Here is a 23895-nt window from a genome sequence, read left to right on the forward strand (position 1 = left end):
ACATGCCCCCAGCACCGACGTCCGCGGACGGGCCCGAACCGTCGGTCCCGGTGTCCGACACCGCCACGAACTCCGCCACGAACCCCGCCACCGACACCGTGACCGACAGCTCGACGGGTCAAGGCTCCGAGCAGGGCACCGGCCGCTACCTGTACGCGGTGTGCCGACGGCTGCCCCCGGGAGCTCTCCAGGGCGTCCACGGACTTTCCGGTGAACCGCTGGAACTGGTCGAGCACGGCGACCTCGTGGCCGTCGTGTCGACGGTGCCCTTGGCGTCGTTCGGCGAGGACGCGTTGCGCCGCAACCTCGAGGACCTGTCCTGGCTCGAGTCCGTGGTGCGCGGTCACGACGACGTCGTCCAGGCTGTCGCCGCGCACGGACCGGTCGCGCCGATGCGGCTGGCCACGATCTGCTTCGATGACGACGCGGTCCGGGCCCGGCTACGGCAATGGGCCGTCGACCTCGGCTACGTCCTCGACCGGGTCACCGGTTCCGCGGAGTGGAGCGTGAAACTGCTCGAGCTCGCGCCGCAGGCCGAAGCACTCGAGGAGGCGGAGGCGCCGGCGAGCGGCGCGGAGTACCTGCGCCGCCGCAAGGCCGCGGTCGAACAGCGCGCAGCATCATCCGCGTCAGCCGCTGACGTCGCCGACGACATCCACGCCACGTTGGCTTGTCGCGCGAAGGCAAGCCGGCAGCTACCCCCGCAGGACCCCCGGCTCTCGGGGCTGAGCGGCACGATGGTCCTCAACGCCGCCTACCTGGTACCCGACGTCGACGCAGCCGAGTTCACTGCCGCGCTCGATGAGCTCCGCGGCCGCTACCCGAGCCTGCTCATCGACGCCCGCGGTCCGTGGCCGCCGTACTCGTTCGCCATGCTGGGGCAGCCATGACGACGCTGTCGGCACGGAGCGAGGTCGTCGCCGGGGGCCCGGGGGAGGTGCCCGCCGGCTCGTCCGATCGGCGACCCACCCGAAACCTCGCGCCGGTCGCGCTGGTCGACCTGCTCGACCGGCTGCTCGGCGCGGGGGTGTTCGTGGCCGGCGATGTCGTCATCTCGCTGGCCGGCGTCGACCTGGTGGAGGTTCGCCTCCATCTCCTCGTCAGCTCGGTGCGCGCGGAGATGGCCGAGACCCGGAGGCCGGTCCCGTGAGCGAGTGGCCGTTCGACGACCTGCCGTCCCTCGGGGGCGGTCGCCGGCCCGCTATGCAGGCACCCGACGGGCCTCGGACACTGCTGTCCCAACGCCTGGAGACCGACGCCGAGGCCGTCGAGCGTGACCTGATGAAGCTGGTGCTGACCATCATCGAGCTGGTGCGGCAGCTGATGGAGAAGCAGGCCCTGCGCCGCGTCGACGAGGGCGACCTGACCGACGAGCAGGTCGAGGGGCTCGGCAACGGGCTGATGCACCTCGAGCAGGCGATGGAAGATCTCAAGAGGCGCTACGGGCTGACCGCGGACGACCTGAACATCGACCTCGGCCCCCTGGGGACGCTGCTGCCCGAGTAGCCATGCCCTCGACGCTCCTCGCGGTAAGCAGCGTGCGGAAAACAGCTGCGAGCCGAGCACAGGGCCCCTCGTCCCCTCCCTCCGGACACGAGGGCCCCGTACCCGACGTGGATGTCCTCATCCGAGACGCAGCACGCCCAGAATCTGGTTGAGGAGGTTCGACAGCCGGCCCAGCACGCCGCCGAGGCCGCCGTCGAGCAGCCCGGTGACCGCGCAGAGCAGGTTGCCGAGGAGGTTGCCTGCTCCACTCTGCGCGACGATGTTGAGCACGACGCGGTCGAGGTGGACCTGGAGTCCGAGGAGGTCGAGGTCGAGAGGGGCGAGGACCAGGTGGAGGATGTCGCAGGTGACCTGTGCGCCGGCGGTGCGGGCGTGGACCGGGGTCCCGTTGATGGTCTTGACCCGGACCGTCTTCATCATGGCGAACGTGGTGCGGTCGCCGTTGCGTTCGTGAACGACACCTTGGACAAGACCGCGGACGAAGACCTTGCCGTCCTTCTTGAGGAAGTGGAGCGGTACGAACGATCCCGTGACCTTCCGGTTGTCGCCGGTGGTGCCGATGATGCGTGAGTTGAGGTCGCCGCGATGGGTGTGGGCGACGGGCCGCTCAGCTGGCTGGGCCGGCCTACTGGCCGTGGAGACGTCCTGGAGCGAGAAGATGCACAGGGTCATCGCGACGAGGACAGCTACTGCCCTGAGGATGGACGTGCGACAGCGATTCATTTTCTTTCCCTCCCGAAGGTAAAAGATTCCAAATGCCTCCCATGGCGGAATACTTGTCGCGAAGCGCCACCGGCGTTAGACGAGGTGCGGCAAAAAAAGCGGCATTGCACTAAAACCACCCTCTCGGGTGAGATCGGTTTTCGCCGAGTTCGCGACCACTGGCCTTCGCGGACCTCTGCCCGCTCACCCGAGCGACGCTCGGCACCAGGTCGGAGGCGCGCGGCGTGCGGTCGTGGGACCACGTGGTCCCGGAGTTGGTGGAACGGTACGGAAGGGGTACCTACTCCTGGCTGGCTGTCGCGCCACGGAGCGGCAGCCAGTCCTGTGGATCCAGCACCGCGTGTCCAGGGTGGCGCAGCGCCGACGGTCCTCGCCCCGGTCCGCCGGGACCCATCCGCGTCGCGCCGATCTAACACCACGTGTTTACGCTGTAAAAACGGTTTCGTCTACCGCGTAGTTCACCGGGTGCCGAGTGATATCTCAGTCGCCACCCGAAAGGGAAGTCCATGGACATCGCGCGCGTCCCTCAGGAGCGCCTCGATCGGGAGCCCGCCGGTCTTCTGCACGTGGTCGAGGACCTCGGCTATGAGTTCCGAGCGCCGCTACTCGCCCCAGCCCATCGGGAACACCTCGAACTGCGCCGCGAACGCGACGCCCATCCGCTGACCCGCCTGACGGCCGAAGCCCTCGAGGAACTCGCGGGGGTCGAAGTGCTCCCAGCCGAGGCCGTCGATGTAGGCACGGTGCGCCTCCAGCGACTCCACGCCGAGGTCGAAGGTGTCGGTGGTGTCCACGCCGTACCTGCTGTCGGGGGAGCCGGTCGCCCAGACGGCACGCACGCCGCCCCAGGGCTCGAGCCCGTCGACCAGCTGCTCGTTGAAGACCCAGCGGTTGCCCGCGTCACGCACGGCGTCGACGACGGCCCGCCCCGTGGCGATGTGGTCGGCCTGATTGAGATTCACCCCGCCCCAGGTGTCGCGGAAGTTGCCGGTGATCACGATCTCCGGCCGGAACCGGCGGACGACGTGCGTGATCTGCCGGCGCAGAGGCACGCCGTACTCCAGGATCCCGTCGGGCTGGTGCAGGAACTCCACGTGCGGGACGCCGACGATGCGCGCCGACTCGACCTGCTCGGCTTCGCGGACGACGCGGCACTCGTCCGGCGGCAGCGCGTCGATGCCCGCTTCTCCGCTGGTCACCATGCAGTAGGTGACCTCCTTGCCCTGTCCGGTCCAACGGGCGATCGCCGCGGCGGCGCCGAACTCCATGTCATCGGGGTGCGCGACGACGCACAACGCGCGCTCCCAGTCCTCGGGCAACGGCTCCAGCGGCACGATCTCCATGGGTCGAGCATGACAGCGCCCGGCGTGAGTACGGGAGGGCTCGGGTACGGCGGGACCATGAGCTATCGCCTGAGTCGCCTCATGTCCGCCGCCTCTGCCGCGTACGGCGGCTACGCCCTGACCCAGCCCGCCCACCTGTGGCAGGCGCTGCGGGCCGACCGCAAGGACCGGCAGGGCCTCGAGCTGCTCGCGACGACGTACGGCGCCCGCGACCTCGCGGTCAGCGCGGCCGGTGTCCTCGGGAGGCGGCCGGACACGGTGCGCACCGCGATGCTGCTGCGGATCGCGATGGACCTCGGCGACTGCGCGCTGCTGTCCTTCCGGACCCACGACCCCGCCGTGCGCCGCAAGGTCGCGGCGGTCACGCTCGGCTGGGCCGGGCTGAATGCGCTTGCCCTGACCGTCGACACCCTGCGCGACGGTGGGTGAGGTCCGGGTCGGCATCTCCGGCTGGACCTACGACGGCTGGCGCGGAGACTTCTACCCGCGCGGGCTACCCCGGAAGCGGGAGCTCGCGTACGCCGCGGAGCGCCTGGACTCCGTCGAGATCAACGGCTCCTTCTACTCCCTGCAACGCCCGACGTCGTACCAGACTTGGCGTGAGCAGACGCCGGACGACTTCGTGTTCGCGGTCAAGGGCGGCCGGTTCATCACGCACATGAAGCGGCTGCGCGACGTCGAGACCCCGCTGGCGAACTTCTTCGGCTCCGGCGTGCTCGCCCTCGGTGCCAAGCTCGGGCCGGTGCTCTGGCAGCTGCCCGAGCGGCTCGAGTACGACGCGGAGCTGCTCGGCGCGTTCTTCGACCTCCTGCCGCGCACCGTGGGGGCGGCCGCCGCGCTCGGCCGCGAGCACGATGCGAAGCTGAAGCCCGATCGTGCGCTCACGACCGCGCCCCGCGGGCTCGCGGGCCACCGGATCCGGCACGCGCTGGAGTTCCGCAGTGCGTCGTTCTGCACCGAGGAGGCGTTCGCGCTGCTGCGGGAGCACGACATCGGCTGCGTGGTCGCCGACACCGCCGGCCGGTGGCCGCTCGCCGAGGCGGTCACCAGCGACCTGGTCTACGTCCGCCTGCACGGCGACCAGGAGCTCTACGCCAGCGGCTACTCCGACGCAGCCCTCGACCGTTGGGCCGAGAAGTGCCGCTCCTGGTCGGAGCAGGCCGACGTCGTCGTCTACTTCGACAACGACGCCAAGGGGTATGCCCCGCACGACGCGGTGCGGCTCCGGGAGCGACTCACGCACTAGGCTGCCGACCCCACGGGGCGGTAGCTCAGTCGGTCAGAGCAGAGGACTCATAATCCTGTGAAGATACTAGCGATTCACGCTCAAAATGAGGAGGGACGTTAGCCCAAACGTTAGCCATTAGATTCTTGGGGTGGTAGCTCAGTCGGTTAGAGCAGACGACTCATAATCGTCCGGTCACGGGTTCGAGCCCCGTCCACCCCACTCTCGGGTCGCCGATCCGCTGCCGCCGGCCCATGTAACAACTTCGCATCGCTTCACGCATTCACTAGACGGGGTGTCGCGCCACCCTGAATGGTTCCCCCTTGCCGCACCTCGCGGCCAAGTCCACTGAAGGGGGACATCATGAAGCGCAACACGAAGATCGGTCTCACGGTCGCCAGCATCGCTACGGCCCTGGTTGTGACGGGCGGTACTGGCGCGGTCGCCGGGCAGCTCATCACCTCGCACCAGATCAAGGACGGCACGATCCGGACGGTCGACCTGTCTGACGGTGTGCAGAACAAGCTCGACAAGACGGGGGAGCGGGGTCCGCAGGGCGAGCCGGGCGAGACTGGTCCGGCTGGCGCGACTGGTCCCGCGGGTCCGGTTGGTCCGAAGGGTGCCGACTCGACGGTTCCGGGTCCGGCGGGTGCGCAGGGTCCGGCTGGTCCCAGTGGCGCTCCCGGTGCGAACGGTGCGAACGGCACCAACGGTCGCGACGGGCTCGAGGGTGCGGTCTACCGTTCGCTGACGTACAGCAATGGTGGCGGCGGTTCGGCCACGGTCGCGTGTGACGACGACCCGGCTGTCTCGCAGACGTTCACGGCGATCGCGGGCGGTGTGCAGGGCGGCACGGTGGAGACGCAGGATGACGGCTTCGTGGTCAACTCGTCGTTCCCTGGCCGCATGGATTGGGACACGGGTCTTCCGAAGGCTGACCGGCTCGATGGCTGGATCATCCTCGGCAATGGCGAGTACACGTCGACGCTGACGGTGTGGGCGCTGTGTGTGCCGACCGCGAGCATCCCGGTCGACGCGGATGTGCTCGACAACTGAGCCCCCTTCAAAGGGAACCGGACGCCCCCGCAGACTCCCAAGCTCTGCGGGGGCGTTCGGCTGTCTCAGCGCTTGTCGAGCTGGTTGATGTAGTCGCGCAGGAAGCGGCGGATGGCGGTGGAGAGGTCTTCGCCTCGGTCGGCTGCCTCGTGTAGCGCCGCGTCCCAGAGTTCGTCGTCGATGCGGATGGCGTGGCGCTTGGTGCCCTTCCCTGGCATGTGGCGAGTGTGGAGCCCGGTGTCGCGCCACCCGTCTGTCGGCGTCTGGGTTACCGAGTTCGGGGCATAGCGAAAAGCCCCCAGCCGTCACCCGAAGGTGAAGGCTGGGGGCTTCAATGGGCCGACTTCAGGTCAGACGGCAGTACCCATCGCGTCGCGCCACACGGTGCCGTCGCTGTAGATCGGCTTGGACAGCGTCGTGTCGTAGATGCACGCGCCGACCCCGGAGGTTGACGCGGAGGGTCGCAGGGCAGTGGTGAACGCGCCAGTGCGGACGACGCCGGTCGCCTTGATGTTGCCGACGACGTCGAGCGGTTCGGTCGGTGCATTCTTGCCGACGCCGAGCTTGCCCATGACGTAGTTCAGGTCGGAGGCGCCATCGGAGGCGATGCCGTAGCCGGTGGTCACGCCGGTGACCTTCTTGGCTGCGACCTTCACCCCGTAGGCGGCCGTGATCGCGGAGCCGGCCGCGACCGTGGAGGCGGTGGAGTTGAAGTCGACAAGGGTTCCGACCGTGGCGGTGCCGTTGACTCGCACCTGGGAGAGAATCCCCGAGAGCGTGGTGACCGCGACCGTGCCACCTGTGCGGGCCGACGCTTGGATGGCGGTCAGGGTGCCGATCGTGCCGGACCCGGACTTGTTCGCGAGGCCGTTGAGCCCGGTGAGGGAGGACACGTTGTTGGTGCCGATGTCGGTGGCGTTGAACTGGACCGCTTGGACGTTCCCGGCTGCGGGCGCGATGCCTGACGCCTGGAATGAGTTGAGGATGATGTTCGTCGTCAGGTCGGTGGCGTAGGTGCTCAGGGCGGTGCCGATGGAGCCGGCAGCCAAACCGGGGGGACCGATGTAGACGGAGCCGGTGTCGCTGACGGTGACGGGGACCGGCGAGTCCTGTAGCAGCGTGCCGGTCGTGCCGTCGAAGCGCGCCAGGGCGTTGTCGGTGGAGCTAGCGGGGCCGGTGACTGCTCCGACCGGGGAGGTTCCGGCGGGTCCGGTGGCCCCGGTAGCCCCGGTGTCACCCTTGGGTCCGGTCGGCCCAACGGGACCTGCGGGTCCGGGTTCACCCGCGGCGCCAGTGTCGCCCTTCGGTCCCGCGGGTCCGATCAGCCCAACCTCGGCGACCGTGACGACAACCTCGGGGGCGGGCTCGATGGTGACGACGACTTCGGGCAGTGGCGGCTCGACGACGACCTGGACTTCACTCATCTGTGGCCGCCGTGGTGGTGGGCGCGATGGTCAGGGTTCCGTGCAGCACCCGCAGACCGAGCGCGTCGGTGGCGCCCGTGTCGGTGACGAGGATGTCGTAGTTGCCGCCGACGAGGGTGCGTGTGTCGGCTCCGGTCAGCGTCAGGTCGATGACGATGTCGTTGCCGTCGAAGCTCGCTGCCAGGAAGGGTCGGAGGTCGGCCTTGAGCGGAGAGGTGATCTGGCGTCCGGCGCGAACCTGTGAGCGGACCTCGAAGTCAGCGAGGTTCGCCCACAGGTTCTTGCCGTCGGTGATGCGGATTCGGCGGGAGTAGGGAACCCCGGCTTGCACGTCGAGGGGGGTGGGGTCGGCCATGCCGGGGCTCCTTGGTGTCGTTGGCTTACGTCGCGCTGAGTTAGAGCAGGGGCTTAACTGCCCGCGCCACCCGTCGCCGCCGAAGCGTCCTCGACCTGAGCGGCGGCGAATGTCGGCGTGGGCACGTAGCCGATCGGGGGCTCACCGGACAGGGCGCGCTCGTACTCGGTGAGCGAGATCCACTTGCGCGTCAGGCAGGTGTCGAGCGTCGCGACGGTGACGACCGGGTCGTTCTCGTAGAAGCGGCACAGGTAGCGGAACCCGAGAGCAGTGGCCATGTCACATTCCCATCAGTAGGTCGAGCATTTCAACGGTCAGGTCGGTGAGTTCGTCGACCTGGGCTTGGATGAGTGACGCCGCGCTGGGTGTCGGGTGGGGGGTGTGTGCGTCGACCGCGGCTTGGAGGGTGGCCTCGTCGATGTCGGCGGTGACGGTGGTTTCGGTGTCGCCGATCGCGACGGTGATGCTCGCGACGCCGAGCTCGGCGGTGAGCTGTGGGGGGTCGATGGGCCGGGGGGTGGTGACCGTGCTCATCAGGCGCTCCAAACTTCGATAAGTGCTTGGCCTTCGGCGGTGGTGCCGGTGCCGCCGTAGGAGGTGGTGGTGGTGGCGGTGGAGGCGTTGGCGTGCATCCACCTGTAGGTGACCGACGCCCCTGGGGTGAGGCCGGTGATCTTGACCCGGTGGACGACGCGGGCGGCGGTGACGGCCGCAGCGACCCTGCCTGTCGACGCAGCGACCACAGTGCCGGCGATTCCGACACCCCACATGGCGGGATTGCTGCTGGTCGTGGTCACTGCGCGGGCACTCAGGGACACGATGACGGCGCCGGATGCGGGGACGGTGAAGGTGATGCTCAGGTTGGTGGCGTCGACGTCGGCGTAGGTGGTCGTGGCGTTGGTGACGTTGGTGGCCGAGGCCGGGTTGTAGGCGGTGGACGCGAGGAGTTCTGTGGCGCCGCCCGCTGGAGTGGCGAGGGTGCCGTCGTCGCGGACGAACTTGGTGCCGTCCGGGGTGCCGGTGGCGAGACGGGCGACGGGCAGCACGCCGCCAGTACCGAGGAGCGGGATGTCGCCGGACGCGGTGCCGGTTCTGAGCCCGGAGTCCTTGATGATCTTGCCAGTGGTGCCGTTGAACGCAACGAGCCTGTTGTTGACCGCTGTCGCAGGACCCGTGACGTCGCCGACTCCCGACCCGTCCGCACCATTGACCACCGTGAATGTGGAGGTGGTGGCGTCGGTGTAGGTGATCGTGTACGTGTCGGTCGTGCCCGCTGCCCCAGTGCCACTGGTGCGAGCAATCGAGGTGATGCCACGCCCGGCCGAGCCGTTGGACCCGTTGGACCCGTTGGACCCGTTGGACCCGTTGGACCCATTGTGGATCGTGAACGTGGACGAGGTTCCGTCTGAGAATGTCACGGTGTAGGTGTCGTCTGTGCCAGGTGCGCCCGTGCCCGAGGTGCGCGCGATCGAGTTGACGCTGCGACCCGGCGGACCAGTCGGCCCCTCCTTGAGCCACAGACTCTTGACGAGCCCCGGAGCAGAGACCTGCACGACCGCCGAGGGGTTGACGACGCGAACGACGGCGCCCGGTGACAGATCAACCACGGCGCGACACCGTCCCGATGGCCCACGTCTGGTCGGTGGTGCCGTTGACGTACTTGAGCTGGATCGGCGTCTTGTCGTCGACCGTGTCCGCGACTGCCTTGTCGACGGCGAACACGGCGTCAGTGCCGGCGATTGTTGCCGCCCATGTGGTCGATGCGGTGACCAGTGACAGGGTCGTCCCGGTGGGCCAGGCGCTGTCGAGTCGCAGGGTGCAGGAGAAGTCGGCCCCCGTGGTGAGGATGACCCTCAGCGTCTCCGGCGCCAGCCCAAGGTTGATGCCTTCGTTCGCCATGTGGTCCTCCTAGGTTGCGTCGCGCACGACGCGGCAGATGTGCCGTTCAGCGAGCGGCTTGAGGATGTGGCCGTCGAACCAGTACGCGCCGAGAATCAGCAGCGCCCGGAAGACGTACTTGCCGCCGGGGATCAGTTCGACTAGCCAGCGGATGACGCTGCACAGCGTCGAGTTGTCCTTGCGGCGGTCGCAGAGAAGGTCGTAGGTGAGCAGGCCCCCGAGTGCGCTACCCCAGATGGTGGCCGCGCGGCGCATGGCTCAGGCGGCAGGCTTGTTCGGCACCGCGTAGACGATGCCGAGGCCGACGAGACCGGCGAGCATGATGCCGAGCACCTCGGAGGGCGCGAGGCCGTCATCGACGACCGGGATGGCGAACGAGACTGCGGCGATGATGCCGCTGAGGATGGACTTGGCGTACTGCATGGCGGTGCTCCTTGTCTAGCGGTGCTTGCGTGGCGCGTCTAGCGATGCTTGAATGAGTCCATGACAACGATGCCGATCAGGAAGTACGCCGAGCGCCATGGACTCTCGGCCGACTCCATTGCCGAGTCGCTGAGTGATGAGCGCGGCGCCGACATCGGCCCCGACGACGAGGCTGTGATCGCCGATCTCGACGACTTCCGCGAGTCGGTGTACGCGAGCGCCATCGCGGAGTTGCAGGACGCCGCCGAGGGTGTGGACGATGCGCGCGATGACCTCGACGCCGCCGAGCGAAACCTGCGACGGTCGGTGCAAGAGGCGCTGGAGGACGGCCTGCCCGCCACGCGCGTCGCACAGGTGCTCGGCGTCAGTCGGGCGCGGGTCTACCAGATCAGGGACGGGAAGCGGTGATCGACCAGCGGATGAGGACGGGCTTGTGGTCGAAGCCCTTGACCGGACGCATAACGCCGGTCGTCGCGACACCGAGTCCGCGGTAGAAGAACCACGAGACGAGGCGCTTGCCGAGGTCGCCACCATCGGGGATCGGGGTCGCGCAGTGCAGGCCGAGAGCAGCAGAGACGACGCCGCGCCAGTGGGCACGGTGCACGTCCACGTTGAAGTCGCCGCAGATGATCTCGGCCGCGTTCTTGTGGTCCGCTCGGAATCGACGCGATCGCCGGCCCATGCCGGCCAGCGACGTGACCCAGGCGCGTCCCTGTTCGAGCACCCGCGTGGTCGTCTTGCGGAACCCGTCGCCAGCCTGAATGTGCGCCGGAGTGTGCGGGACGCGGACCATAGCGATGCGGCCGGTGACGATGTGTCGCAGCGGCATGGAGGTCAGCGGAGTCCGGGCGTCGTGGTTGCCGCCCCGGAAGAACCGTGTGCCGATTCGGGTGGCGTACCCAGCGCCGCGCCATGCGGGCTCGAACGTGTCGGTTGCCCACGCGACGACGCACTCACCGGAGCCGCGGAAGTAGTCCCAGCCGTCAGCCTTGAGCGCGCCGTCGAACTTGCCGGAGCCGTACTCGGTGGCGGTGATGAGCTTGACGCCGCGGGTTGAGCGGAAGTCGTCCCATGCTGCACGCGCCTCTGCGGGGGTCGCGTCGAAGCGGCCCGAGGCGTGGATGTGGACGAACTGGTGGCTCACGTCGACCGCTTGCCGATCCGCGTAGCCCATGCCCGCAACCGAGCCGACCAGCCGGGATGGCCAGCGTCGGCCGCATCCCGAGCCTGCCTCTTGACGACCGCGGCCTTCTGGTCCGGGGTCAGCGGCTCGGGCTTCGGCGGCTTCGGTGCGAACGGCTCGGGGATCAGCCAGCCGTCGCAGGTGTCGGACCAGCCGAGGTACGTGAGTCCCCATGCGCGCTCGGGCCAGTCGAGCGGCACGGTGGCGACCCTGCCGGAGCCGTTCGCGTCGGTGGACCGGATCATGCCGCCGCCGAGTGACACGGCGCGGTGTCCGTTGTCAGCCGATCCGCCACCGTAGGACACGGGGACGCCAGCGGGAGGCTTGCGGTCGCCGGGGTGACGGTACTTCGCGGGCTCGGACTTCCAGCCGTCCTCAGCATCGCTCGCGCCATCTCCGTCGAAGTCACCAGCGGACGGGGCGCCGAAGATGGTCCGCGTCCAGAGCTGGCAGGTGTTCGGCGCGTTCGTCTTGCTGGCGAGTGCGCGGGCGACTGCCTGGGCGCGGTCGTAGGGCGTGGTGGGGATGGACATGCGCGGACCTCGTTTCGTGGCGGGGATCGCTAGCGTTACGTGGCGATGTGCGCTAGGATTCAGACATGACGACTACGGAGCACAAGACCGAGTTGGACCAGATGCCCCCGGGCCGGTTGACCGCCCAGACCATCGGCATCGAGCCTGGCCCCAACTTCGAGCTGCCTGTCATGGCGCTCGACTCACTGCCCGCCGAGGAGGCGCAAGATGTCTGACCCCAACTCCGAGTTCTTCAACGAGGACGAGAAGCACGCGCTCCGCATGGGAGCGCTCGCATGGTCCGGAGGGCGAGGTGTCGAGCACGAGTTGTACGACGTGGCCGAGCGCATCGTGAAGGCCAAACTCGCTGCTCGCCCCGTTCGGCGCGTCTGCGCAACGTGCGGGACCGAGTGGGTGGCCGATGTTCAGTCCTGCCCCACCTGCCCGGAGGTGAGCACTCCGCCCGGAGCGACTAATGGCGAGTGACGCTACGATTCGCCGCGTGGCCCGACCGCGCGGAGAAGTGACCGTTGAGCAGGCTCGGCGCTTGGAGCGAGCAAACGAGAAGCGATGGGCCGCCGACGTTGCCTACCGTGCCGTGGTGGTCGAGGTGCTCGCTGAGGGCGCATCGTTCGCCGAGGTGAGCAAGGCGACCGGCCTCAGTACGAACACGTTGCAGCGATGGAAGCGGGAAGCCAATGAGCGCTGAGCACACGGCCGAGGGTGACTACATCCGCCACGCCTGCGGTTGTATCAACTGCGACGCCCGCTGCGAGTGCGAGGGGGCCTGCGCTGCTGCGCGTCCGACCAAGGTTCACATCCACAACGACGAGTTCGAGGCTCTTATTAAGGCCGTGCTGCTCGACTGCGGCGAGCCTCTGTTCGCCATCGACGAGACGGTCTCCGCCGTCGGGCGGATCATCGCCGCTCGAGAGCTAGCGGCGCTCAACAAGGGGTGGGGACTCGGGTTCAAGCACGCGCGGGAGGCTCTGCGCACTCCGCCCGGACTACCGTGACGAGTGGCGGGTGGCGGATCTAGGTGGCGTCGAGCGAGGTGAGCGCGGCCTGCACCTCAAGCGGCGCGGCAGGCGGATGACCACCCAGCCGGATCACCTCGTCGCGCAGTTGCAGCGCCCACCCGATCAGCGACGACATGAGCGACGCCTGAGCCTTGTTCTTCTCCTGCGCCTGCGTCAGATCGCGCTCAAGATCCTTGACCCGGTCCTCAAGCCTTTCGATGCGGCGACCCTGCTCGTCCGACCACGCCTCCCAACGTTCGGACAGCAGCGCGTCCACCTCGGCCTTGTCCCGCTGCGACCCGAGAGCCTTCGTCAACAGCAGGGTCAAGATCGCCGATGCTGGGCCAGCGATCAACGCGACCGCCACAGACTCGTTCATGCGCCGTCTCCAAGCGTGTAGTCGTAGTACGAGCGGCGCATCACCGCGACGGTGGCCGTCACTGGAGGACCGCCGGAGGAACCTTGAAGGTCTGCAACTTCGTCGTCGGGACCACCTGCACCGCCCTCGCCACCTGCGCCGTGAGCTGGGCACTGTCGGCGAGATTGCGGACCGCGAGATTCAGCGGCGCGATCGTCACCTCAGCCGGGTTCTCGGTGTCGTACTCGACCTCGCCGAGCACCACATCCAGGCCGAGCTCGTTGCGGAGGCCGCCGAGACTGTTCGGCACGTTGAACAGACGCACCATCTGGCCCGCCTTCACGTCGGTGAGTTTGGCCGGCAGTCCGCCCGGCGTGAGCAGTCGGCCCGAGTTCGTCGTGACCCGCGAGAGCCACTGCGGCACCGTCAGCAACGCGAGCTGCTGTTGTGCGTAGGCCAGTGCCGTGGTGCCCGAGATGAGGCCGAGGCTCGTCAGGTCCATCGGGTACTCGATCACGCCATAGAGCGCCTGCCCGATCAGGTCGTCGGCGTCCTGGGTGGACCAGCCGTTCGGTGAGCCGTCCACGCCACTGACGCTGGAGACGTAGCGGGCACGGACGCGGGTGAACAACCCCTCGTCAGCCACGCCAATGTCGAGATCAGAGGCGTCGAGATGCCACGAGGGAGTGGTCGGGTCAGTGGTCACGAACGCGACACCGTAGGCATCCACGCCCCACCGCTTGCCGACCGTCACCGCCCAATTGTTCAGCAGCGCGTCGAGCCGCTGCGTCGAAGGGGCGCCGTCGGTGCCGAGCGAGGCGTTGTCGAACGCTGTCGGGTTCGTCCAGGGCAGACCGTTCGCGATGGCCTGCGTGACGGCGGTGCGCGGGTTCGTCGTCGGGTTGCCGCTCGAGTCGACCGCGTCGAAGTCCCCGGCGCGACGGGCCAGTGACCGCGCGGACAGGCTGCGCGGGTAGTCGCGACCCATCTCCGAGAGCACGCCGCCGAACACCTTGACGCCGTCGTTCCACACCTCGAACGACTTACCGAGCCCGATCAGAGACGAGTCGTTCGCCGGGTCGATCGCAAGCGTGCAGGACGCCAGATCGGCGCCGCACGGACCGACACCCCAGGTGGAGGACCACTTGATCCCCCCGACGTGGCCCAGCGAGTGCAGCCACACGCCGTTGACCATCACCTCGGCCATTAGAGCGCTGCCGACCCGAACCATGCGGGGTAGTACTCGAGGGCCATCGTCGGTCCTTGTGCGTTCGTGGACACGAGGAACGCTGTCAGTTCGCCCGGCTTGAACGCATGCACGCCGGGCTTCTTCGCGTCCGGCCAAGCGGACTGCGCGTTCGCCCGATCCGACGTCGGCCCGCGCCACCAACCACCCTGCGGCTGATCGGTCGAAGGCGAGTCGATCCACAGGTTCGACGACGAGCCGCCCGCTGACGGGGCAGCAGTACCGCAGTCGATGATCGAGAAGTCCGCCACCGGACGACCGCCGACCTGCCAGGCCGGGATGAAGTAGACGTTGGAGAGCTTCGCGCCCTTGAACAGCAGCCGAACCTTCGCGGTCACGTCAGCAGACTGCATCGGCAACGGCGGCAGGTAGCAGGTCCCGAGCGTGACGAACTGGTAGCCCGTCGCCAGGTTCGGCAGCGACACCTCGGCTGTCGACGTCGGACCCACGTTGTTCGACCCGACCCGCAACTGTGCCTGCACGCCCGCGACGGTCGGCGACGACTCCACCTTGACCAGCGCGACCATCGTGTACGGGCCGGCAGTCAACAGGGTCACCGGCACGTCGAAGATCGGCTTGCCCGTGCCTGAGTCATAGGTGGTCGTGCTCGGGGTCAGGTACGAACCATCCGGCGATGTTGAGTCCGTCGTGGTCGTGCCCTGCGTGATCCACCGACGTCCGTCCGGCGTGAATCCAGCAGGCAGTTCGGCGGTCGGTGCCGTGATCGCCAGGACGCGACCGAGAGCAACCGAATCCGTCGGCGCCGCAATGTGCAGCGACCCCACCGTGCGCGCCGAACCCTGCACGTCGAGCTGCTTGACGATCTGGTGATCCGTCGTCGCTGACGTCGCGCGCTCAACGTCGTCGTAGTAGACATACGGAGCGACGGTGCCCGTCTGAGAGTTACGGGTCTGGGTGACCCAGAACCGAAGGCCAGTGACCGTGAGTCCAGCCGCGACAGGCCACACGTACCGGGCGAAACCATTGACGTCCCGGCCCACCGACACGAAGTTGGTTACCTGCGACTCGCCGGCCGCAGTCGTCATCCACAACTGATACAGGCCATCCGTGGGCCTGCCAGAGAACGTCGTCTGGATGCCGATGGACAGGTAGCCGCCCGTGCTAGTGCTGACGGTCAGGCCAGCGACCTTGTCGCTGCTGAGGAATGTGTACGAGTTGTCGCCACTGTTGTAGGTGCTGCTCTCGGCATGCGCACGGACCGAACCCGTGCCCTCGGTCTTGATCGTCGTATCGACCGAAATATCAGTGCCGACCGGGCCGCCCGCACCCGGACCCGTCGCCCACTTCGACCAACCCGTAGCTGAGTCGCACCCGTACACGACGACCCCAGTCGACGGGGGGGTGCCGGCGTTGTCGACAACCTTGTCGACCGAACGACCATAGGGGAGCGCCCGGATCGTCAACACCCAACGCCGATAGCCCGCCCGCTCAGTGTCATCGTCATACACGCGAGCCGGTGAAGCCGCGAACGTCTCAAACACCGTCGCCGGGCCATACCCGTCACCAGGATCAACCGACAGTGTGTTCCGCTGCTTGTCACACTCCGCAATCAGCGACGCCTCAGCATCAGCCAACGCCCCAAGATCAGACGCCTCGACAAGCAGCGGGATCGTCAACGTCCGATTCGACCGACGCGACAAAGACTCGATCTCACCATCAGCCAGCAGCGACGCCAGCACGTCCGTCACCGACTCCGCGTTGCCAAGATCGGAACCGAACTCGATCCCGAACGGATAGTCAGTCAGGTCAAGATCACCCAACACGAAGCGCGGATTGAGATCCATCAGCTCGCCTTCTTCTGACCGTGGGATACCGAGGCGTTGATGGCCCGCGCAAGCCTCTTGTCGAGATCGTCGAGATGCTTCAGGTGCCGGTTCGCCTCAGTCAGTCGGTCCTCGAGGCGCTTGATCTGCGGGCCATACTGGTTGCGCGCCACCTGGCCGCCGAGCTGGTTCGACAGCGACTGGACATCGCCGAACAGCGATGCGTCAGCCAGAGCGTGAGACTGCGTGCCCGACGCCATCTCCAAGATCAGGTCACTGTTGCCCGAAGCGAACAACTGCGACAGGAACTGCGACGGCAGCCCCCAATGCTTCAACTTCTTGAACGCCCGAAGCAGTTGCTTGAGGTGGGTCTTCGTGTTCATCAAGTTCTGGTCGAACACCTGCCCCACGGTCTGTGCGGCGAAAAACGTGGTGTCCGTCAGCGACTCCGCGATAGCCGAGACGCTGAACAAGTCGCCCGCGAACGTCGAAGCGATCGAGTCCTTGAGCGACGAGAAGTCCGAGAGGACGCCATCCAGCTTCGACTTGAGGTTGTCGCGGAACGACTGCACCCGGTCCAGCGTCTTGTCGAGCGCCGACTTCATCGCGTCGAGAACCTTCGGACCGCCGGCCTTGATGCCGTTCTCGATACCCTCCATCGTCCACTTGCCGATTTTGCCGGTTAGGTCGTCCATCGTCTTTGCGAGCGGAGTGATCCGGCTGCGAACTCCGGCGATCAAACCGTCGATGATCGCCCGGCCATGCGGGACCAGCAGGACGCGGTCCTTCGCGATCGGACCCTTGTGGGCGGCGATGATGCCGGCGATGGGTGAGACTGCGCCGATGATGTCGACCGTGCGGTCGGTGATGCCCTTGATGAGACCGCCGATGACGGCCCGTCCGGCTGGGTAGAGCGTGTTGGACAGGTCGCCGAGCGCGCCCTTGATCTTTTCGGGGACGGTGCCAACGAATGCGACCGCCTCGCTCATCCGCTGTTTGACCGCAGCGGTGAACCGCGCGGCGGCCTGTCCAGCGTTCCCGAATGCGCCACCGAGGCGCCCGAGGAAGCCGATGACCGAAGCAATGCCTGACGCGATGCGGGTCAGCGTCTGGATCTGCGTCCCGGCCATGTAGGCCGTGAGCTTGATGATCGGCGGCAGAGCCTTGCCCAACACCGAAGCGCCCAGCTTGTCGTTCGCGAGCTGCACCTTGAGCAGAACAGCCGCGACCTGCTGGAGCGTCGGCTGCCACTCCTTGAACTTCGCCGCAGCCTGCTGCAACGCGGGCAGAAGGTCGGCACGAAACGACGCCACGAGCTGACGCAGTGCGGGGAGCAGCTTCTGCACGACGGTGGCCCAGAACTGGATCATCGCCGGGTAGAACTGGGTCACGAGGAACTGACCAGCCGACTGCAAGATCGGCAGGACATTCACCCGAAGCGCCTGCCCGAACTGGATCAGAGCGGGGATGGCGTTGGTCTGAATCCACGCCGCGAGCTGGTTGACCGACGTCCGGAACTGCTCGAAGTGAACGTAGGCGTACACCGCCGCACCCGCGAGAGCCCCCACGAGCGCGATCGGTGAGGCCAGGGCGCCGACGAGGACGGCAATCGCTGACACCAGGCCGCCGCCAATGAGCGCGATGACCGACGTCAGGGCGGATCCACCGAGCGCTGCGAGCGCCGTCTTGAAAGCCTCGAGATGGTTGGCGATGAGATCCTGTAGCACGGTGACCACCGGCATCACGGCAGCCTTGAAGGCGGCGAACGCGGGCGGGACGTTGGCGATCATCCAATTGATCAGGACCGTGCCCTTATCGAGCAGCTTGTCGAGCAGCGGCAACAGCGCGAGACCAACCGACTCCTGAAGGTTCGCGAACGCCGTCTTGAACTTGTCGCCCGACGTCGCCGCCGCAGCCGCCGCCCCACCGAACTCGCGACCGAGCTCGCCGAGGATGACCTTCTGCGCCTTAAGGGTGTTGCCCGACGCGACGAGTGCCGCGATCTGGTCCTTCTGCTGCTGGGTGAACGAGACGCCGACCCGCGACAGCGCAGTAATGCCCTTGATTGGGTCATTCAGCGCCTTGCCGACCTGGATGCTTGAGGACTTCAGATCCTGGTCGAGCGCGACTGACATGTCCGTGACGATCTTCGTCGCCTGGTTGAAGACGTCGTTGCCCTTGCCCGCCTCGTTGCGGAGGTTCGTGAACGTCAGCAACAGGTTCTCGGCGCCCTGGACCGCCTCGTCGTCAATGCCCGTCAGCAGCGAGATCGAGTTCGCGAGGTTGCCGACCTGCTTGGCCGAGATCCCAGCGGCGCCGCCGGTCGACTTGATGACCTGCGCCGTCAACGCGGACACCTTCTGCGACTCACGCGCCTCGTCGATCGCACCGGAGAAGAACTGCTTGACCTTCTGGACCGCGAACAGGCCGACCGCAGCCGCACCGATCGCCTTCAGCGGCGACATCGACGAGTACGCGAACACCTTGCCGAAGCGCGTGCCGGCAGTCTTCGCAGACGAGTTGATCTGCGGGCCGATCTGGCGGTTCATGCTCGTCCCAAAGCCCTTGGCGGACTAGGACGGCATGAGAGAAACGAACGCCGAGGCGACCTCACTCATGCCCAGTCACCTCCGATCCGCCCGACCTAGGGCACCGCCTCGCAGACGAGCGAGGGAAAGATTCGATTGCCCTTGCTCAAGTTGCAGAGCAGGTGCGCGAGTTGGAGATTTGACGGATGGTTCGAGCCGCCGCGGCTAAGCGGGACGACGTGGTCGATCGACGGCGTCATGAGGTCGGGACGGCGAGCGGTCATGTCCACATCGCATCCGCAGAGGCCGCATAGCGCACCGTCACGTCGAGACAGGTCTTGAGCGGTGGTTGTCGTAGAGCCGTCCCTATAGCGCCTGGCTCTGCGGACGGCATAGTGGCTGCCGCACAGGCCCTTTTTTCGCATGGGGTTGGGACAGCCTTCGATGGCACACGGCCCATCATTCGGATGCCGAGTCAACGGCGCGGTCGGTTCGCCGAATCGCTTCATCCGTGTGTAGTGCGCGGAGCAGTGCCCGAGCGAACCGAACTCGGCCTTGCTGCATCCGTCCACCCCACATCGGGGACGGCATGTGTCGCCGCAGAATCGCTTCAACGCTCGAACGGGGGCGCCACATGATTCGCAGGCCCACTGGGAAGGCCGCGCTTCCTTCGTGGCCCGATTCCAACGGTGGTAGTGCGTAACGCACATACCGCGAGCCAGCGGGGCCTTGTCACATGCGGGCTCGATACAGGTAGCGTTTGCCATGTCAGCCTGCCCTCAATCAGGTTGTCCACGCCCCGGGAGTGTTACCAGCACTCGCCGGGGTCTTTCGTCCGATTATCCCACAGAAGGCCGTACTCTGTCGGGATGAAACGGGGATGGATCGCGGCGCTACTGCTCGCCCTCACGGCCTGCGGTGGCGGCTCGGACGGCTCGGATGGCAGCGCTAAGGCCGGAGCGGACGACGAGAGCGCCGCGATCCGTGAGGCCGCACAGGCGTACTCAGACGCCTACTTGACTGGCGACGCGGACGCCGCCTACGGGCTGTTGTCCCAGCGATGCCAGGACCGGACGCCAGCCGACCAGTTCGCGTCCGTCGTGCAGACTGCCAAGGCGCAGTACGGCTCAGCGCTCGACTTCAAGAGCTTCGACGCCGACGTGAATGGCGAACAGGCGCGCGTCACGTACACCTACGACACCGCGGCGATCAACCAAGATCAGGAACCGTGGGTCAAGGAGTCGGGCGAGTGGCGCGAGGACGACTGCTAGACCGGCAGCGAGTGGCCAAGGGCGTTGAGGATCGCCACGACTTCCTCACGACTGCGGCCCCCAGTGTTGCCCCAGCGCCGCTCCTGCTTGTTATCCAGCGGCCACGGGCGACCACCGTGCGGCTTCGGCCTGCCCTTCTTGCTGTCGTTGTTCGCCGCCATCGTCAGGTCGTACAGATCCAGAATCGCCAGCGCCTCGCGACTGATCGGGTAGTCCCAACCCTCGAGCGCCGCAGCGACCGCCGATGACGGGTCGCGGCGCAGAATGACGGCCAGGCGAGCAACCTCGGCGAGCGTGATCCGGTCGCCCACGTCACGCAGGCCGAGTCCGAAGCGTTGACGCAGGTCGTACTCGACGGCCCCTCGGTGACGCGAGATCAGTCCGAGGAGCCCGAAGATTCCCCCATCCAGGCGCCGACCACCTCGAGCATCTCCTTGGTCGGGAGAGACTTGAGGGCGGCGAGTGCAGCGGGGGTCGGGCCGGCAGCCTCGAGTGTGGCGAACGCGAGGCGCATCTGCATCATGTCGTTGTCCGGGTCCATGATCGCGGCATAGGTGATCTCGCCGGGGATGTTGGACGCAGCGTCCTCGCCGATCGCAGGGAGCGTGAAGGACTTGCCCTTGACGGTGAACTTGTGGCCGGCGTCCTTGGCCTTGCGGTCCTGCGGAGTGGTCTGAGACATGCGCGGATTCCTTTCGTGAGCGCGGATGGTGCGCGGATAGGTGGAGCCCCCGGCCAGCCTCCGCGCGAAGCTGGCCGGGGAGACGGGGTTACGGGGTCTTGAGGTCGGTCATCCAGCCACGGAAGTTGATGCCCGTGGTCGGGTCGACATCGCAGTCGATGGTCACCTGGTAGCCGACCGGCTCGTCGTTCTTGTAGACCAGATCGCCAACAGAGGCCCGGACGCCAGCAGGAACCCAGTAGCGGTGGTGGAAGGTGCCATCGAGCACGTCCAGCACGTATGCCTTCGCCGTCGGGACGGTGTTGGCGTAGTCGAACGTCCCATGCGTGGCGGTCTGGGTGACCGTGGCACCGAAGTACGTCTCCACCGCAGTCTTGTTCGTCTCGAGGAAGGTGAACGAGATCGTGGGCGAGTCATCGCTCGTAGAACGCAGCGTGCGAACCTGTGCGCCGTTCTGCCACATCTTCAAGATCGTCTTGTCGCCAGCATCAGGCAGCGTCAAGGTGACGCCGTCCTCGCTGATCGCGCCCGAGTCGATGAACGCGGCATCGAGCGCCGTGGTCGAGTCAGTGGGCGCGGTCGATCCCGCAGGGGCCTTGCTGACGGCGCCGGTGATCCCGACCCGCACGTTTCCGACTACGGCAGTCATGCTTCCTCCTGATGAGTACGGCACTCGGGCCGTCGGTGATGGTGCCGGCGCGGGCGGCGAGGGTGGTGTTACTTCTTCGGGTCGGGCTTCTCTTCGGACTTGGGCGCCTTGACGGCAGTCCAGCCCTGCGACTCGTACATCTCGGCGAAGTCGTCGCGGACGTCCTCGGTGTGGGTGGCGTCAGGGTGCTGGTACTTGGTCATGACAGTGCCTCTCCTCGGAGATCGATCTGGAACAGCAGGTATCGCATCGGGGCGGCATCGGGGATCTCGTAGGGTCCGGACAGGTGCTCGGTTCGCAGCACGCCGTTCGCGCCCACGAGGCGCGGGACCAGCGCTACGACGAGGCGGGCCAGGTCGGTCGCCTTCTGGTCGGTGGTGTCCCACACGTTGACCCGCAGCCGGGCCTTGTCGCGGAGGTTCGCGGAGTTCCCACCGTCGCGGACGACCTGCACGCAGCGCGCCGGTCGAGTCGCAGGGATCGTGCGGACCACCTTCACGTCCGACTGTCCCGACTGGGCGTTGATGAGGGTGCGGAGAGCGGCGATCGTGGTGAGCTCGGCGTCCGGGTAGAGGACCGCCGTGGGCTGCCAGGTCACGAGCCACCTGCCGCGTCGAGTGCCCGCGCGAGGATGCCGTACTTGGCCTCGAGGATGTGACCCTTCCAGTCGCCCGAGACGACCCGAACGACGAGCCGGTCGGTGTGGTCTTCCTCGAGATGCAGGCCGGACTCGTAGTCGCCCGTGTCGTCATGCGGATCGGCCTGCGCATGAGCAAGCACCGCCGAGGCCTTCGAGCGAATCAGGGAGTCGACGCCCTGCGCTCCGTCGAGGAGGGACTGGATGCCGCCGTGGTTGATCTTGATCTGTGCGAGGCGGCCCATGTCAGCCCTCCTGGATCGAGACGCGCACGATGGCCCCGGCGTCACCGGAACTAGCGGCCCAGCGCCAAGCGAACGGTCGGCCGTCCACCTCGCAGACGAGGCCGCGGACCACGACGCGATCCTGCGCCGTGGGGACGGTCGTGATTGGCGGCTGGAAGATGAGGTCGAAGTCCGAGTCCACGGCGTTGCGCGCGGCCTCGCTGGGCTCCGTAGACCCGCCGCTGCCGACGAGCACGTTGGCGACGTCGACCTCAGTGGGCTCAGTGGTCCACTCCTGGCCGTCGCCGAGCTCCCACGCGGTGACAGTGTCGGCCGAGTAGGGGTCGGTGACGGTGCCGGCGGTCTGGACGGTGACCGTCTCGCCGTGTGCGAACACGTCAGATCACCGAGGTTGCGTCGGGGCCTGCGAGCGACACCGAGTAGACGCCACCCTGGCCCGTCGCGCAAAGATTCTGGAGTGCCACGATCTCCGACGGCCAGAACATCCCGCGGCGCTCCTGGCGGGTGTCGAGAGTCTGCCCGAACGGGCCAGCTGTCTGCGCCTGAAGCGCACCGCTGCCCGAGTCGTTCCACCGCAGGACGGCTCCGCGCAGGATCGCCTTGACGGCGGTCGAGTGCGCGAAGCCATCCACGGAGATACAGGGAGCGGCCAACAGGGCCATCGCCTCTGCGTCCTCGATCATCGCCTCGGCCTTCGCAGGCTCGATGGCGGCGAATGGCTCGAGGTCGTCGACGCTCAGGAACGTGCCCATGCTGACCGCCTCCCCGTTACTTCTTGGTAGTGCTGGACTTCTTGGACGCTGACCGCTTGGCCGGCGCCTTCTTCTCCGTCACGTCCTGGTAGCCGGCGGCGCGCCAGAAGTCAGCCGACGCATCGTCGGTCTTGACCTCATGGCCCGTCACCGGGTTCCTCAGGGCGATCACGGGGTGTCGACGACGCCGTCGGTGATCCGCACGAAGTGGTTGACGTCGCGGGTGATGAAGCCGACCTCGATCTCCGCGCGGACAGCGAACATGTTGCGCTGCCACAGGTTGATCTGGGTGCCGCCGTCGTTCACGGTGGCCTGGTCGGTCACGTCGACCTGGATGCCCTCGACGGTGCCGTAGATCGCCGAGTTGGCGAAGTCACCCGCGACAGCGACGTCGTCGCCGACGGTGGTGGACGCCTTGAGCGCACGGCGGGTGCCGTACACGGGGCGACCGAGGAGCTGACCGACCACGTTGTCGGTGTTCGGGCTGTTGGTGAACAGCGGACGACCGAAGCCGTCAACCGAGGACAGCAGCGTCGCCTGGAACGCCGGAGAGGCGAGCCACGCGGACAGGTCGCCACCAGCGGCAGCGATGGCCGAGTAGACCGCAACGAGGTCGGCGTAGGTGCCGGTGCCATCGACGGTCAGGGCCGGCGCAGACGAGAGAACGTCGAAGTTCGAGCCGGGGGCAGTGCCCGCGAGCACGGTCTCGTCGAACTTCTTCGCCAGCGCGTTCGGGAGACGGCGGGCGAGCTCGGCGTAGAGGCCGGGCAGGTCGCGCCGGAACTCCATCGAGAAGGTCTCGATGACAGCCAGCTTGTACGGCGTCATGCTCTTGCTCGACACGGTGGCGTGCGAGACCGGCTTCTCAGCCGACTCCGCAACCCAGCCGGCAGCCGAGTCGCCCGTGATGAGCGGAATGGTGATGCCAGAGCCCGGAAGGGCGATCTGACGCGACGCCGCCATGACAGCGGACGCCTCCTGGGTGGAGGCCCAGATCTCCGAGGAGACCTGAGCGGGAAGCACAACACCAGAGGTGGAGCGCTTGAGGTCGCCAGCAGCCATGCCGGTTACCTAC

39 protein-coding genes and 2 tRNA genes are annotated in these 23895 nt (G+C 67.3%); 14 read left to right on the forward strand and 27 right to left on the reverse strand.

Annotation, left to right across the window (positions count from 1 at the left end; genetic code table 11):
• Positions 1-2 precede the first annotated feature (2 nt).
• The 3 genes from N538_RS0113205 to N538_RS0113215 are packed head-to-tail and all read left to right on the forward strand — an operon-like array spanning position 3 to position 1506.
• Positions 3-890 (forward strand): GvpL/GvpF family gas vesicle protein, encoded by an 888-nt coding sequence (locus tag N538_RS0113205; RefSeq protein WP_231496215.1) that lies wholly within the window; start codon positions 3-5, stop codon positions 888-890.
• Complete coding sequence (locus tag N538_RS25310) at positions 887-1150, forward strand: gas vesicle protein (protein WP_081790465.1); 264 nt, start codon at positions 887-889, stop codon at positions 1148-1150. The genes N538_RS0113205 and N538_RS25310 overlap by 4 nt, the downstream gene beginning before the upstream one ends.
• Positions 1147-1506, forward strand: a complete 360-nt coding sequence (locus N538_RS0113215) for a gas vesicle protein K (protein ID WP_231496212.1) — start codon at positions 1147-1149, stop codon at positions 1504-1506. The genes N538_RS25310 and N538_RS0113215 overlap by 4 nt, the downstream gene beginning before the upstream one ends.
• A gap of 117 nt (positions 1507-1623) precedes the next feature.
• Here the strand turns inward: N538_RS0113215 and N538_RS29020 are convergent, their stop codons facing one another.
• Positions 1624-2178, reverse strand: coding sequence for a hypothetical protein (locus N538_RS29020; protein WP_051549259.1), 555 nt, complete (start codon positions 2176-2178; stop codon positions 1624-1626).
• A gap of 653 nt (positions 2179-2831) precedes the next feature.
• Positions 2832-3572 carry a PIG-L deacetylase family protein gene (locus N538_RS0113225; RefSeq protein ID WP_028637704.1) on the reverse strand — a complete coding sequence of 247 codons (741 nt, stop codon included), beginning with the start codon at positions 3570-3572 and terminating at the stop codon, positions 2832-2834.
• A gap of 81 nt (positions 3573-3653) precedes the next feature.
• Between N538_RS0113225 and N538_RS25320 the strand changes: the two genes are divergently transcribed.
• From N538_RS25320 to N538_RS0113245, 5 genes are all read left to right on the forward strand, one after another.
• Entirely contained in the window at positions 3654-4001 is a 348-nt protein-coding gene (locus N538_RS25320) for a hypothetical protein (protein WP_051549260.1), read from the forward strand.
• A complete protein-coding gene (locus tag N538_RS0113235) occupies positions 3994-4818 on the forward strand; it encodes a DUF72 domain-containing protein (protein ID WP_028637705.1) in 825 nt (274 codons plus the stop codon). The genes N538_RS25320 and N538_RS0113235 overlap by 8 nt, the downstream gene beginning before the upstream one ends.
• 15 nt (positions 4819-4833) lie before the next feature.
• Positions 4834-4901: transfer RNA gene (locus N538_RS28475), tRNA-Ile, on the forward strand.
• A 44-nt stretch (positions 4902-4945) separates the two neighbouring features.
• Positions 4946-5019: transfer RNA gene (locus tag N538_RS0113240), tRNA-Ile, on the forward strand.
• A gap of 141 nt (positions 5020-5160) precedes the next feature.
• Entirely contained in the window at positions 5161-5853 is a 693-nt protein-coding gene (locus N538_RS0113245) for a collagen-like protein (RefSeq protein ID WP_028637706.1), read from the forward strand.
• Between the two features lie 65 nt (positions 5854-5918).
• Here N538_RS0113245 and N538_RS28480 read toward each other — a convergent pair whose 3' ends face one another.
• From N538_RS28480 to N538_RS28485, 9 genes are all read right to left on the reverse strand, one after another.
• Positions 5919-6071 (reverse strand): hypothetical protein, encoded by a 153-nt coding sequence (locus N538_RS28480; protein WP_155992087.1) that lies wholly within the window; start codon positions 6069-6071, stop codon positions 5919-5921.
• A 132-nt stretch (positions 6072-6203) separates the two neighbouring features.
• Positions 6204-7277, reverse strand: coding sequence for a collagen-like protein (locus N538_RS29500; protein ID WP_028637707.1), 1074 nt, complete (start codon positions 7275-7277; stop codon positions 6204-6206).
• Entirely contained in the window at positions 7270-7632 is a 363-nt protein-coding gene (locus tag N538_RS0113260; RefSeq protein WP_028637708.1) for a hypothetical protein, read from the reverse strand. The genes N538_RS29500 and N538_RS0113260 overlap by 8 nt, the downstream gene beginning before the upstream one ends.
• Positions 7633-7685: 53 nt before the next feature.
• Complete coding sequence (locus N538_RS0113265) at positions 7686-7910, reverse strand: hypothetical protein (RefSeq protein ID WP_028637709.1); 225 nt, start codon at positions 7908-7910, stop codon at positions 7686-7688.
• 1 nt (position 7911) lies between these two features.
• Positions 7912-8166 carry a hypothetical protein gene (locus tag N538_RS0113270; RefSeq protein ID WP_028637710.1) on the reverse strand — a complete coding sequence of 85 codons (255 nt, stop codon included), beginning with the start codon at positions 8164-8166 and terminating at the stop codon, positions 7912-7914.
• Positions 8166-9050: a hypothetical protein gene (locus N538_RS0113275; RefSeq protein ID WP_155992088.1), complete on the reverse strand. Its 885-nt coding sequence runs from the start codon at positions 9048-9050 to the stop codon at positions 8166-8168. Before N538_RS0113275 ends, N538_RS0113270 begins: the two co-directional genes overlap by 1 nt.
• Positions 9051-9231: 181 nt before the next feature.
• Positions 9232-9531 (reverse strand): LtfC-like domain-containing protein, encoded by a 300-nt coding sequence (locus N538_RS0113280; protein WP_028637712.1) that lies wholly within the window; start codon positions 9529-9531, stop codon positions 9232-9234.
• A gap of 9 nt (positions 9532-9540) precedes the next feature.
• Positions 9541-9786, reverse strand: a complete 246-nt coding sequence (locus N538_RS0113285) for a hypothetical protein (protein WP_028637713.1) — start codon at positions 9784-9786, stop codon at positions 9541-9543.
• A gap of 3 nt (positions 9787-9789) precedes the next feature.
• Complete coding sequence (locus N538_RS28485; RefSeq protein WP_155992089.1) at positions 9790-9954, reverse strand: hypothetical protein; 165 nt, start codon at positions 9952-9954, stop codon at positions 9790-9792.
• A 60-nt stretch (positions 9955-10014) separates the two neighbouring features.
• On the opposite strand from N538_RS28485, the gene N538_RS25325 reads away from it, so the two are divergent.
• Complete coding sequence (locus N538_RS25325; protein ID WP_036570430.1) at positions 10015-10362, forward strand: hypothetical protein; 348 nt, start codon at positions 10015-10017, stop codon at positions 10360-10362.
• On the opposite strand, the gene N538_RS0113300 is transcribed toward N538_RS25325, so the two are convergent.
• Positions 10343-11098, reverse strand: coding sequence for a hypothetical protein (locus N538_RS0113300; RefSeq protein ID WP_155992090.1), 756 nt, complete (start codon positions 11096-11098; stop codon positions 10343-10345). The genes N538_RS25325 and N538_RS0113300 overlap by 20 nt on opposite strands.
• Complete coding sequence (locus N538_RS27450) at positions 11095-11670, reverse strand: hypothetical protein (RefSeq protein WP_051549261.1); 576 nt, start codon at positions 11668-11670, stop codon at positions 11095-11097. Before N538_RS27450 ends, N538_RS0113300 begins: the two co-directional genes overlap by 4 nt.
• A gap of 65 nt (positions 11671-11735) precedes the next feature.
• On the opposite strand from N538_RS27450, the gene N538_RS28490 reads away from it, so the two are divergent.
• From N538_RS28490 to N538_RS0113325, 4 genes are read left to right on the forward strand one after another with little or no spacing between them, the layout of a single operon-like run.
• Complete coding sequence (locus N538_RS28490; RefSeq protein WP_155992091.1) at positions 11736-11885, forward strand: hypothetical protein; 150 nt, start codon at positions 11736-11738, stop codon at positions 11883-11885.
• Positions 11878-12135 (forward strand): hypothetical protein, encoded by a 258-nt coding sequence (locus N538_RS0113315; protein ID WP_028637715.1) that lies wholly within the window; start codon positions 11878-11880, stop codon positions 12133-12135. Before N538_RS28490 ends, N538_RS0113315 begins: the two co-directional genes overlap by 8 nt.
• A 16-nt stretch (positions 12136-12151) precedes the next feature.
• Complete coding sequence (locus tag N538_RS28495; protein ID WP_197025336.1) at positions 12152-12358, forward strand: helix-turn-helix domain-containing protein; 207 nt, start codon at positions 12152-12154, stop codon at positions 12356-12358.
• Complete coding sequence (locus N538_RS0113325) at positions 12348-12665, forward strand: hypothetical protein (protein WP_028637716.1); 318 nt, start codon at positions 12348-12350, stop codon at positions 12663-12665. Before N538_RS28495 ends, N538_RS0113325 begins: the two co-directional genes overlap by 11 nt.
• 19 nt (positions 12666-12684) lie before the next feature.
• Here the strand turns inward: N538_RS0113325 and N538_RS0113330 are convergent, their stop codons facing one another.
• From N538_RS0113330 to N538_RS29700, 4 genes are all read right to left on the reverse strand, one after another.
• Positions 12685-13047, reverse strand: a complete 363-nt coding sequence (locus tag N538_RS0113330) for a hypothetical protein (protein WP_155992093.1) — start codon at positions 13045-13047, stop codon at positions 12685-12687.
• Positions 13048-14232: 1185 nt separating this feature from the next.
• Positions 14233-16077, reverse strand: coding sequence for a hypothetical protein (locus N538_RS0113340; RefSeq protein WP_028637719.1), 1845 nt, complete (start codon positions 16075-16077; stop codon positions 14233-14235).
• A complete protein-coding gene (locus N538_RS0113345) occupies positions 16077-18605 on the reverse strand; it encodes a phage tail protein (protein WP_028637720.1) in 2529 nt (842 codons plus the stop codon). Before N538_RS0113345 ends, N538_RS0113340 begins: the two co-directional genes overlap by 1 nt.
• A gap of 95 nt (positions 18606-18700) precedes the next feature.
• On the reverse strand, positions 18701-19351 hold the full coding sequence (locus N538_RS29700; protein WP_081790466.1) for an HNH endonuclease: 651 nt from the start codon (positions 19349-19351) through the stop codon (positions 18701-18703).
• A gap of 102 nt (positions 19352-19453) precedes the next feature.
• Here N538_RS29700 and N538_RS0113355 point away from each other — a divergent pair, with 102 nt between their 5' ends.
• A complete protein-coding gene (locus N538_RS0113355) occupies positions 19454-19855 on the forward strand; it encodes a hypothetical protein (protein WP_028637721.1) in 402 nt (133 codons plus the stop codon).
• Here the strand turns inward: N538_RS0113355 and N538_RS27455 are convergent.
• The 10 genes from N538_RS27455 to N538_RS27470 form a co-directional block, all read right to left on the reverse strand.
• Positions 19852-20166 (reverse strand): hypothetical protein, encoded by a 315-nt coding sequence (locus N538_RS27455; protein WP_051549262.1) that lies wholly within the window; start codon positions 20164-20166, stop codon positions 19852-19854. The genes N538_RS0113355 and N538_RS27455 overlap by 4 nt on opposite strands.
• 65 nt (positions 20167-20231) lie before the next feature.
• The gene (locus N538_RS27460) at positions 20232-20537 is read right to left on the reverse strand and encodes a hypothetical protein (RefSeq protein ID WP_028637722.1); all 306 of its coding nucleotides are present in this window, start codon (positions 20535-20537) and stop codon (positions 20232-20234) included.
• A gap of 88 nt (positions 20538-20625) precedes the next feature.
• Complete coding sequence (locus N538_RS27465) at positions 20626-21186, reverse strand: phage tail tube protein (protein WP_155992094.1); 561 nt, start codon at positions 21184-21186, stop codon at positions 20626-20628.
• 68 nt (positions 21187-21254) lie between these two features.
• Complete coding sequence (locus N538_RS29505) at positions 21255-21389, reverse strand: hypothetical protein (RefSeq protein ID WP_269320351.1); 135 nt, start codon at positions 21387-21389, stop codon at positions 21255-21257.
• A complete protein-coding gene (locus N538_RS0113380; protein WP_028637723.1) occupies positions 21386-21784 on the reverse strand; it encodes a hypothetical protein in 399 nt (132 codons plus the stop codon). The genes N538_RS29505 and N538_RS0113380 overlap by 4 nt, the downstream gene beginning before the upstream one ends.
• A complete protein-coding gene (locus tag N538_RS0113385) occupies positions 21781-22068 on the reverse strand; it encodes a hypothetical protein (RefSeq protein WP_028637724.1) in 288 nt (95 codons plus the stop codon). The genes N538_RS0113380 and N538_RS0113385 overlap by 4 nt, the downstream gene beginning before the upstream one ends.
• A gap of 1 nt (position 22069) precedes the next feature.
• Positions 22070-22444, reverse strand: coding sequence for a hypothetical protein (locus N538_RS0113390; RefSeq protein ID WP_028637725.1), 375 nt, complete (start codon positions 22442-22444; stop codon positions 22070-22072).
• Between the two features lies 1 nt (position 22445).
• Positions 22446-22820 carry a hypothetical protein gene (locus N538_RS25350; protein WP_051549264.1) on the reverse strand — a complete coding sequence of 125 codons (375 nt, stop codon included), beginning with the start codon at positions 22818-22820 and terminating at the stop codon, positions 22446-22448.
• 16 nt (positions 22821-22836) lie between these two features.
• Positions 22837-22971 carry a hypothetical protein gene (locus N538_RS29510; protein WP_269320352.1) on the reverse strand — a complete coding sequence of 45 codons (135 nt, stop codon included), beginning with the start codon at positions 22969-22971 and terminating at the stop codon, positions 22837-22839.
• 17 nt (positions 22972-22988) lie between these two features.
• The gene (locus tag N538_RS27470; protein WP_081790467.1) at positions 22989-23882 is read right to left on the reverse strand and encodes a phage major capsid protein; all 894 of its coding nucleotides are present in this window, start codon (positions 23880-23882) and stop codon (positions 22989-22991) included.
• Between the last annotated feature and the right edge of the window lie 13 nt (positions 23883-23895).

Origin of the sequence: Nocardioides sp. URHA0032, assembly GCF_000620645.1 — a bacterium.
In the GTDB taxonomy this organism is placed as follows: domain Bacteria; phylum Actinomycetota; class Actinomycetes; order Propionibacteriales; family Nocardioidaceae; genus Nocardioides.